8 protein-coding genes and 1 pseudogene are annotated in these 9,764 nt (G+C 59.1%); 6 read left to right on the plus strand and 3 right to left on the minus strand.

Annotation, left to right across the window (positions count from 1 at the left end; all coding sequences use genetic code 11):
• Positions 1 to 29: 29 nt before the first annotated feature.
• Together znuA and C3418_RS11115 are read left to right on the plus strand one after the other, a co-directional pair.
• Positions 30 to 968 (plus strand): zinc ABC transporter substrate-binding protein ZnuA, encoded by a 939-nt coding sequence (znuA, locus tag C3418_RS11110; RefSeq protein WP_103858507.1) that lies wholly within the window; start codon positions 30 to 32, stop codon positions 966 to 968.
• Between the two features lie 76 nt (positions 969 to 1,044).
• The gene (locus C3418_RS11115) at positions 1,045 to 1,719 is read left to right on the plus strand and encodes a transglutaminase-like cysteine peptidase (RefSeq protein WP_041212317.1); all 675 of its coding nucleotides are present in this window, start codon (positions 1,045 to 1,047) and stop codon (positions 1,717 to 1,719) included.
• Here C3418_RS11115 and C3418_RS11120 read toward each other — a convergent pair.
• Together C3418_RS11120 and C3418_RS11125 are read right to left on the minus strand one after the other, a co-directional pair.
• Positions 1,714 to 2,655, minus strand: coding sequence for a TAXI family TRAP transporter solute-binding subunit (locus tag C3418_RS11120; RefSeq protein WP_103858508.1), 942 nt, complete (start codon positions 2,653 to 2,655; stop codon positions 1,714 to 1,716). The genes C3418_RS11115 and C3418_RS11120 overlap by 6 nt on opposite strands.
• Positions 2,652 to 3,953 (minus strand): LapD/MoxY N-terminal periplasmic domain-containing protein, encoded by a 1,302-nt coding sequence (locus tag C3418_RS11125; protein ID WP_103858509.1) that lies wholly within the window; start codon positions 3,951 to 3,953, stop codon positions 2,652 to 2,654. The genes C3418_RS11120 and C3418_RS11125 overlap by 4 nt, the downstream gene beginning before the upstream one ends.
• 270 nt (positions 3,954 to 4,223) lie before the next feature.
• On the opposite strand from C3418_RS11125, the gene mepM reads away from it, so the two are divergent.
• The gene (gene mepM / locus C3418_RS11130) at positions 4,224 to 5,561 is read left to right on the plus strand and encodes a murein DD-endopeptidase MepM (RefSeq protein WP_041212320.1); all 1,338 of its coding nucleotides are present in this window, start codon (positions 4,224 to 4,226) and stop codon (positions 5,559 to 5,561) included.
• Positions 5,562 to 5,624: 63 nt separating this feature from the next.
• Here mepM and C3418_RS11135 read toward each other — a convergent pair whose 3' ends face one another.
• The gene (locus C3418_RS11135) at positions 5,625 to 6,569 is read right to left on the minus strand and encodes a D-2-hydroxyacid dehydrogenase (RefSeq protein WP_043152907.1); all 945 of its coding nucleotides are present in this window, start codon (positions 6,567 to 6,569) and stop codon (positions 5,625 to 5,627) included.
• 161 nt (positions 6,570 to 6,730) lie between these two features.
• Here C3418_RS11135 and C3418_RS11140 point away from each other — a divergent pair, with 161 nt between their 5' ends.
• From C3418_RS11140 to C3418_RS11150, 3 genes and pseudogenes are all read left to right on the plus strand, one after another.
• Positions 6,731 to 7,312: a YjaG family protein gene (locus C3418_RS11140; protein ID WP_042864483.1), complete on the plus strand. Its 582-nt coding sequence runs from the start codon at positions 6,731 to 6,733 to the stop codon at positions 7,310 to 7,312.
• A 225-nt stretch (positions 7,313 to 7,537) separates the two neighbouring features.
• Positions 7,538 to 8,881 (plus strand): annotated as a pseudogene (locus C3418_RS11145) (potassium channel family protein).
• Positions 8,882 to 9,118: 237 nt separating this feature from the next.
• A complete protein-coding gene (locus C3418_RS11150; protein ID WP_029314835.1) occupies positions 9,119 to 9,718 on the plus strand; it encodes a Yip1 family protein in 600 nt (199 codons plus the stop codon).
• Positions 9,719 to 9,764 lie beyond the last annotated feature (46 nt).

The raw sequence follows: 9,764 nt of genomic DNA on the forward strand, positions 1-9,764 counted from the left end.
TCACACACACACACCCTGACGAGACCTCTATGCGAATTCTTGCTCTGATCACTGCCCTGATGGCGGTGAGTCTGCCTGTCCGTGCCCTCGAGGTGCTGACCACCATCAAACCCCTGGGCTTCATCGCGGCGGCGATCACCGATGGCGTGAGCGAGCCCGGGGTGCTGCTGCCCACCGGCGCGTCGCCCCACGATTTTTCCCTGCGCCCTTCCGATATTCGCAGCATCAACGAGGCCGATCTGGTTGTGTGGGTCGGTCCCGAGCTGGAAGGCTTCATGGCCAAACCCCTTGCCCGGCATCCTCATGTATTGACCCTGACCCAGGTTCCCGGCATGCCGCTGTACAACTATGCGACCCAGGGCGAGCATGACGAGCATCACCATGATGACAAGGATCATGACCATGCCGCCCACGACCACGGCGCGCACGACGAGAGCCATGAAGGGCACCACCACGAAGGGGTGGATCCCCACATCTGGCTGGGTCCAACCCAGGCCAAGGTGATTGCCAAGGCGATCGCGACCGAACTGGGCAAGCTGGATCCTGCCAACCAGGCGCGCTATGCCGCCAATCTCGCGGCCTTCGAGGGCAAGGTTGACGCCCTGGACAAGGTGATCGCCGTGCAGATGAAGGCGGTGGATCAGAAGGGCTACTTCGTGTTCCACGAAGCCTATGGATACTGGGAGCGCCACTACGGCATGAGCTCCAAGGGACACTTCACCGTGAGCCCGGAGCGTCGCCCGGGAGCCAAGACGCTGATTGACATCCGCAAGGCGCTGGAAGAGAAAAAGGCGAGCTGCATCTACGCCGAGCCGCAGTTCTCCCCGGCAGTGATCGAGTCGGTCGCCCGCAATACCGGGGCCAAGGTGCTGCTGCTGGACGAAGTCGGCGAGCAGGTGCCGCTCGGTCCGGACGGTTATCCGCAATTCATGCAGCAGTTGGCGGACGCCTTCGCCCAGTGCCGCTAAGCCTTGCCCAACATTGACGATAGAGGTGACGCGGCCAACTATACTGACCTCCAGCATCTGATATGGAGTGTCAGTCATGAAATGGTTGCTCGTCTCTGCCTGCACGCTGACCCTGCTGGGATCCGGCATACAGGCATCCGGTCTTTCCGAACACATCGCCAGCCCGGAACTCAGGGCAAAAATGCAGGCGGTCTATGGCGCGAGAGCGATCCAGCGGTCCGAGGCCTTCTCTCGTCTGCTGACGCCAAGGGCCGGAACGACGGACCAGCAGAAGCTGGAGCTGGTGAACAACTACTTCAACAACCTGACCTACAGCGAGGATCCCAGACTGTGGGGGGATGATGATTATTGGGCCAATCCGCTGGAGTTCATCGGGGCGAGAGGTGGGGATTGCGAGGACTACAGCATCGCCAAGTACTACACCCTGATGGAGCTGGGGGTCGACGAGAAGAAGCTGCGGCTGGCCTATGTGAAGGCAATTCGTTACAACCAGTTCCACATGGTGACGTTGTACTTCCCGACCATCAAGTCAGATCCCCTGGTGCTGGACAACATCAATGGCCGCATCCTGCCGGGGAGCAAGCGCAATGATCTGCAGCCGGTTTACAGTTTCGATGCCAAAAGCATCTGGATCATGAAATCCCGCCGCGAGGGAACCCTGGCGGGGAGTGCCGATCGCCTGGCCCAGTGGACCTCGATGCAGAGCCGGTTCTCCAGCGAGCATCTGCGCTCCCCCCGTCGCCAGCTATAACTTGCCCGCCGCCTTCAACTCCTCGAAATATTTTCCCGCGCCCGGATGCTGTTCGACACTCAGCACCGGGCCTATTTTGTTGCGCGCCTTGTGAAACAGGTTCGCATAGCCATAGGTCTGTTCGTTGAAACTGGTTTGCTGGCTCAGCATGGCCCGGGTCAGCCGATAGACCTCGTCATCGGGAGTGGCGGCATTGGTCACCAGGGTGGCGGCGATGGCGAAGGTGGGGGTTGCCTTGAGGTTGCCCGGGTAGATGCGTGCCGGCACCTGGCTGCGCTGGTAATACCTGACCCCTTTGAGCAGCTGGTCCCTTACGGGCCCCTCGATCGCCAGGAAGCGCACGGCGCAGCGCTTGGCGGTGTCCAGCACGATGCGGTTGGGATGACCCATGACAAGGCCATAGGCATCGATCTGTTTATTGCACAACGCTTCGGAGAGATTGGCGACGCTCTTAAAATCGAGATCCTGCTCCTTTGCGCCCAGAACATTGAACAGGGCCAATGCCGTTTGACGAGTCCCTGAACTCTTCAGGCCCATGTCGATGGGGGCCAGCTTGAGCTGCTCCAGGGTGGTGATATCCCCATCGGCTCGCACCACTATGGTGAAAGGTTCGGCGTGGGTGGCAAAGAGCGCCCTCAGCTCGGGTTGTGGCTGGGCAGCGAAAGGCCCGGTGCCCTGGCTGGCCTGATAGAGCCAGTCGGACTGGACGAGCGCATAGGGTACCTCTCCCGTTTTCAGCTGGCGGAGATTTTCGATGGACCCGGAGCTGGCCTGTAGTTTGCAGGGCATCGTGGGGTCACTTTTTTTGGCCAGTCTGCAGAACTCCTTGATGACCTGGTAATAGATGCCTTGCTCCCCCCCTGTGCCTATGGTCATGGTGGTCGCGTGCAGGGTCGGTTGCCACAGCAGGGCGAGCAGCAGCAGCGGGATCCTCATGATGCATTCTCCTGAGTGGCATAACCATCGATGCCCCAACTGCGCAGCATGTCCACATCGCTTACGTCGCCGGCTTCCGCCAGCAAGGTGTAGCCGGAAGCATGGAGGCATTGGGAGAGCAGGTTCCAATAAAGGGGGGACTGGGTGAGCTGGCAACTGATGAAGACGGGTCTGATGGGGTCGAGCCTGGCCAGATTGTCGTTGTTCATCGGGATGTTGCTGAATGCCAGCTCAATCCCCTGGGACTGGAGTGCGGTCAGTCGTTCCTCGGCCAGGGGGGGGAAGATCGCCAGATCCCAGCGCCAGTCCAGCGTCTTGCCACGAGCGCTGGTCAGCACGGGGGCAAACTGCGCCCAGTCTGGGTGGCCGAGCAGGCTGAGAGGCAGCTGGAGCCCTTCCGCCTTCTGGGTCAGCCAGTTGTTGAGCAGCCCCCGAATTTCATCCGGCGAACTGTCCGTGGTGGGGGGGTGCTTGGGTAGCAGGCGGCTGTAGAGCCTGATACTCCCCTGAGTGGAGAAGAAATGCTGCTGATAGGTGTTGCCATCGGTGTCGACCAGCCCAACGAGCTTCTGGTGGGTCGGGAGAGCGTCGTGCTTGCCAAGCTGGGTGATCTTGAGCCGCTGTTGCAGCAGGTCCCGCTTGCGTTCAGAGACCAGCTGGTTGATGGAGACAACGACTTCCTGCAATTCGCGAAGCCACGGGGTTGGCAGGTTGCCGCTGAACTGGCGTTTGCGGATCCGGGCCAGTTGCAGACTGATCTGTTCGAGGGGGCGCAGCAGGCGGCGGCACACCCAGGTGATCACCAGGCTGAACACCAGCAGGCCGGCGAGCAGCGCAAGTCCGGTACGACTGATGGCGTTCCACAGATGCTGGTAGGCGTAACCCTTGTGTCCCTCGAGCGTGAGGGTACCGAGAATGCGCCAGCCGTCGGTCAACTCCTGCTCAATCTTGACCGGTGGCATGTCGATAACTGAGGGGAGCCAGCCTGGAACATTTTGCTGTGCGGTGTGGAACACCTTCTGGAACAGCACCTGGCCATCCGGATCCAGCAGAACGACGGAGTTGACGAAGCCTCCGTCGAACATGGCGTTCACTATGGTCTCGGCAAGGACCTTGTCATCTTTGAGCAGAGTGCCCTGCAGCACCAGCCCCAGTGCGGTGATGGCGGTTTCAAGGTTGGCCGACATCTGGTCGAGAATAGACTGTCGTACCGTCGTGATCTCCAGCACGAGCAGCAGCGCGGCGCCGATGGTGAAGAGGATTAGGATGATTACATTTAACAATTTTGCCAATGACATACCCACTCCATGGAGATGTTTTTGCAACATTTTCTGGGCCGGAGAGCACCACAACCGGACTTGATTCTTAAAAATAGAAAAAAATGGCTGAAAATGACGATCATTTCTGCCCATGCTGGAAGGTTATGCATAAAATGTGAGTTTCGTGCATGGAGCTATGAACTTTTTGTAAGTATTTAGGTCTAAAAGCCAGATATTCGGTTTTCATAATAAAAACTCATAAAAACAGACCCACAACCACCACCCTTAGATCTAATAACAGGATAGCGGATGAAACGTCTCCGTCCCTTGGTAGCCCAGGCTGCCAATTGGGAACCCCCGGTTCCCCGCAAGCATTTCTATGCCATGCTATTGCTCACGGCCATGACGCTGTCAGCGGTAGCCGTATTGCCAGCTCCCGGTGACATCCTGGAGCGGCCACTGCGTCTGGAGTTGCCGATCGCCACCACGGGCACCGCAACCAACGAAGACAACACCGACTTCAACGACATTCCGGATCACGAGCTGGTCGAGTCAGCCGCTCCCGAAGACGACATCCCGGCGGATGCCACGCCTCAATGGCAAGATTACCGGGTTCGCAATGGCGAGAACCTGACCACCATCTTCAACAACCTGGGGCTGTCCACCACCACCCTCTACAAGGTGCTGGATGCGGATGCCAAGAACAACCTGGCGCGTCTCAAACCCGGTCAGACCATCGAGTTGCTGATCGATCAGGACAACATTCTGCAGCAGTTGAAGATCCGCCTGAACATCAAGCAGACCCTGGTGCTGGAGCGTACCGACGACACCTATAGCGCCAACATGCTCAATGAAGAGGTAGAGTGGCAGCAGAAGAGCTATGACGGTGTCATCAACGGCAGCTTCTACGTCAGCGCCCGCAATGCCGGTATCCCGGCCAACCACATCCAGAAGATTGCCAACCTGTTCCAGTGGCGCCTCAACTTCGCCAAGGATTTGAAAAAAGGTGACAAGTTCAAGGTGCTGGTCCGTCAGGAGACGGTCGACGGTAAGAGTACGGGCAATACCCAGTTGCTGGGGGTCGAGGTGTTCAGCCAGGGCAAGGCCGTGTCAGCCTGGTTGTCGGAAGATGGCAACTATTATGACGGTCAGGCAAACAGCCTGGAGCGCGGCTTCCGCCGTTATCCGACTCACAGCCGTTACCGGGTCAGCTCCAGTTTCAACCCGAATCGCCGTCATCCCATTACCGGGCAGGTCCGGCCCCATGAGGGGACCGACTTTGCCCTGCCGGTAGGCACGCCCATCATGGCGACCGGTGATGGTGTGGTCCTCAAGGCAACCAGCCACCCGCTGGCAGGCACCTATGTTGTGATCAAGCACGGCCGTACCCTGATGACCCGTTATCTGCACCTGAGCAAGCTGCTGGTCAAGCCGGGTCAGAAGGTGAAGATGGGTGACAAGATTGCCCTCTCCGGCAACACGGGCCGCTCCACCGGTGCTCACCTGCACTACGAGGTGCGCATCAACAACCGCCCGGTGGATCCCATGAAGATCAAGCTGCCGATGGCGGAGCCGCTCTCCGGTAAGGACAAGCGTCAGTTCCTCGCCAAGGTGAAGAGCTACCGCAAAGAGATGGAGGCGGGCTGAACGGCTCCCTCCTGACGAAAAAGGCCCCGCAAACTGGCGGGGCCTTTTCATTGCAGAACGGCTTCAATAACCCTTGTCAAAGTCGATCCTGCCGTCCAGCTGCTGACCATCGATGAAGCGGATGTAGTTGCGGATGAAGATCTGGGCCACATCTTCCGGGAAGCTGTAGGCGCTGTTGTGGGGCGTCACGATGAGATTGGGCTGGTGCCAGAGCGGGCTGTCAGCGGGCAGGGGTTCCTGCTCGAACACATCGAGCACCGCCATGGCGGGCTTGCCGGCTTGCAGTGCCGCCAGCAGATCCCCCTCATGGACGGCATTGCCCCTGCCGACGTTGAAGAAGATGGCGCCCGGTTTGCAGTGGCCGAAGCGTTCGGCGGTGAAGAGATGGCGTGTCTCGCGGGTGGCGGGCAGCACGCTGACGATGACATCGGCCTGGGCCAGCATCTTGTTGAGTGCCGGCAATTGGTACACCTGATCGAACCCGGCACGCTCACGGCCACTGTGGCTGATGCCGAGCACCCTCATGCCAAAATGTTTGCCGGTGTGGGCGATATGCTGCCCTATGCTGCCGGTGCCGAGCAGCAGCAGCGTCTTTCCCTTCAAGCCCTGATAGGGATGGCTCTGCCAGACGCCCTGTTGCTGCTGCTCGCGATAGAGTGGCAACTGGCGGGTCAGGCTGAGCAGATGGCCGAACACATACTCGCTCATCAAGGGGCCGAAGATGCCGCGGACATTGGTGAGCAGGTAGTCGCGGCGGCAACTGGCGTCCAGCAGCACGTCGACCCCGGCATAAGTGGACTGGAGCCAGCTGAGCTTGCCGGCCTTGGCCAGCAGCGGCTTGGCCCGGGCAGGCTCGGCCATCAGGATATGAGCGTCACCGATAAGCTGTTCGGCCTCGGCCTGATTGTCGGCCCGAAGAATGTGCAGATGGGGAAGATGGGCCGCCTTGAGCAGGCGTTCATAGTGGCTGTTGTCCTGACTCAACAGCAGCAGGGTACGTTGGCTCATACTCTTGTTCCTTATCGTGTTTATGGCAAGGCGAGAGGGATGCTGTCTCCATCTTACCCCAGTTGATCGGGCAAGATAGTCGAGCAGGGCGCTTTTTCATTTTTAGACGGGGCCCTCGTGGGCTACAATCTGCCCCACATTTTGCAAAGGATCCGACTCCAGTGTTTGGTGACAAGTTTTATAAGCGACTGGCCGAGCTGCAGCCCTGGCAGCAAACCGTCTATACCCTGGCGCTGGCAGAGCGCATGTACCCCAACTATGTGCTCTTTACCCAGGCCTCCGGTTTCGGGGATGCGAGGGCATTCCGTCACGCGCTGGATCAGATGTGGAACTACCTGACGGTCAAGGGATCCCGCGTCAATCTTGGTGCCATTCTGGAAGCGTTTGAAGTCTACATTCCCGATCCCCGCAAGTTTGAATCCTACGGCGCCTATCCGGCACTGGACGCCTGCGTGGCGCTGGGTTGTGCCTACAACTCGGTGATCTGCCGGGTGGGGGAAGAGGCCAACGACGCCAGCCATGCGTCTGTCGGCACGGTCGCCGGCTTCATAGAGATGCTGGAAGAGCGGGATCTCAGCGATGAGGAGCTCTATGAGCACGAGTACATGGAGGCCGAGCTGGAGTTCCAGGTCGAACTGCTCAAACGGGTGGCCCATGAACGGGACAGCGATCGCATCCTTGCCATCCGCGCCTTCGCGGCCCAGGACGGCGTCTCCAACATCGGCATCAGCCTGGAGGCGTAACGCCATCGCGTACTGCCCATAGAAAAAGCTCCCGGTCGGGAGTTTTTTTTATCTCTGAGCGTTCATTTTTTGGTGTGTGAGAAAGCATTTATGCATTTTTTTCAAATGGTTAACTTTTTTTCTCCTGATTCTTAGGGGCCATTCGTTGCTGTTGTAAGCTCGCTTCTATTGGTTGCACTTGACAGAGAATCACCGACGAGAACAACTCCATTACTGAGGTCATCTATGAATGCAACAGAGCTTTGGCTGCTTTCCCCCGAGCAATTCAACGAGTGACGGCGTGAGAACGATTATCCCCGTATCTGGGCGCTGCTGGTGGCGTCGCTGCCCCATTTCGACGACTGGATGGCGGAGCAGAAGATAGAAAAAAGCGTGATCTTCCAGATCGGCATCGCCCGCTTCATCAGCTCCCGCTGCGTGCTGAGCCTTTGTGTCTACATGAGCGACGACAAGGTCCGCCTGTATGAGAGCGCCTCGAGTGCACTGGAATCCCTGCGCAAGAGCGGCCTCATCCGCTCGGAGACCCGTTTCGAGCCTTACAGCATGTGGCTGGCGGGAAAACATGGCAATGACGAGGTGAAACGGGTGCAAAGCCTGCTTTCGGTCTCGGAGAACAACAAGGGGGAGGCCCAGGTGCTGGGCAAGCATCGTTTGCTCAACATCGGCGGTGTTACCCTCAAAAGCCCCATCATCTCCGGCCGGTTGCTCGATTTTACCTGTCTCGACGAGCTCTCTCTCGATGGGGCCGTCAACAACTCCAAGGTTTATCTGTGGCACTGCTCGGCCAAGGGGGTCAGGGTCAATGGCGGGGTGATCGGGCTCGATCTGTTCGACTCCCTGCTGTGGGACCACAGGGCCTGGGCCAAGAAGCGGGAGCTGGCGCTGGAGGACGGGGTCTTTCAGGACTTCACCATAGAGTGCGAGGAGATCCGCTTCCACTCCTCCCGGGCGGTGCTGAAAAACTTCAGCGTCAGCGCCAAGAACTTCGATGCCACCATGGAGCACACCAACCTGGACAAGGTGGAGGTGGTCTACAACGACAATGGGCGGATCGACCACAACGAGGCGAGCAAACTCTATCGCAATGCCAAGCGTCTCTTCTCCAGCGTGGGTGACACCGTCGACGCCGGCGAGTGCTACTACAAGGAGAAGCTGCACGAGATGAAGTCCCTGGCGAGCCCGCGGGAGCTGTTCCGGGAGCGCTGGTTGCGCAGCGGTCCGATGACGAAGTGCTGGCTCTCCCTGTTGTGCTATCTCAAGTACGCGGGCAAGTTCATCAGCTTCATCACCTGGGGGTTTGGGGAGCGTCCCATCAGAAGCCTGCTGATGTCGATGGGGGTGATCCTGCTGGCGACCCTGACCTATTTCCTGGCACCGGAGTCTGCAACCCACGGCCATCTGGGGCGCTCCCTCTATTTCAGCATCGTCACCTTCGTGACCCTGGGTTATGGGGACATCTCCCAGACCTCCTCGCCGCTGCAACTGCTGTCGGCCATCGAAGCCTTCTGCGGCATGTTCCTGACCGGTCTCTTCCTCGCGGGTTTTGCCTCTAAAACCAAGCAGTATTGACGGGAGCGCCGACGGCGGGTGCCATCAGTGCCCGCCTCCGGTGCCCTCCTGCTGTCTTCCCATCCCTCCCGGCTGTCCCGGCGACCTTGCTTGACGCAGCGGCGGTGGAGCGACTTTATTTAAAGTCATCGCATGCCATGACAAGCGATGGCGCCACCAGCGCCCGGACATGACGCAATCAGAGGAGAAAGCCCGGTATCGATCCGCCAACCACCGATGTAGAGAAGGAATAACGCTATGATATTGAATCACTTATGGGGATTGTATGCCCATCCCCACACCGAATGGCATACCATAGACGAGCGGCACGACAGCTTCAGAAACAGTCTGACCCACATCCTGCTCGTGGCCCTTATCCCTCCCATCTGCGCCTACTATTCCGCCGTTCACATCGGCTGGAGCATCGGGGTCGGCGATCCCATCACCCTGACCGCCAACAGTGCATTCAAGCTGTCGGTCGCCATGTACGTGACCCTCATCATCGGCGTGCTGGCACTCTCCTATCTGGTGCACTGGATGGGGCATACCTTCGGCTCGGATCCCAGCTACACGACCTCGCTGGAGCTGGCGGCCTACACCTCCACGCCACTCTTCATGGTGGGCTTCTCCGCTTTCTTCCCGCATCTCTGGTTCGTGATGCTCATCGGTTTGGTCGGGCTGACCTATTCCGTCTACCTGCTCTATATCGGCGTGCCCATCCTGATGCACATCACCAAGGAGCAGGGATTCATCTACGCCAGCTCAGTGGTGACGGTCGGTTTGGTGCTGCTGGTCTGCGTGCTGGCTGCCACGGCCATCCTGTGGGGATCCGGCTTCGGTCCCGTCTTCACCCAGTAGCCGTGTATGCCGACGGCAACGACGACAAGGGCGCCTTGATGGCGCC

Source organism: Aeromonas sp. ASNIH8, assembly GCF_002919855.1.
GTDB classification, from domain to species: domain Bacteria; phylum Pseudomonadota; class Gammaproteobacteria; order Enterobacterales; family Aeromonadaceae; genus Aeromonas; species Aeromonas caviae.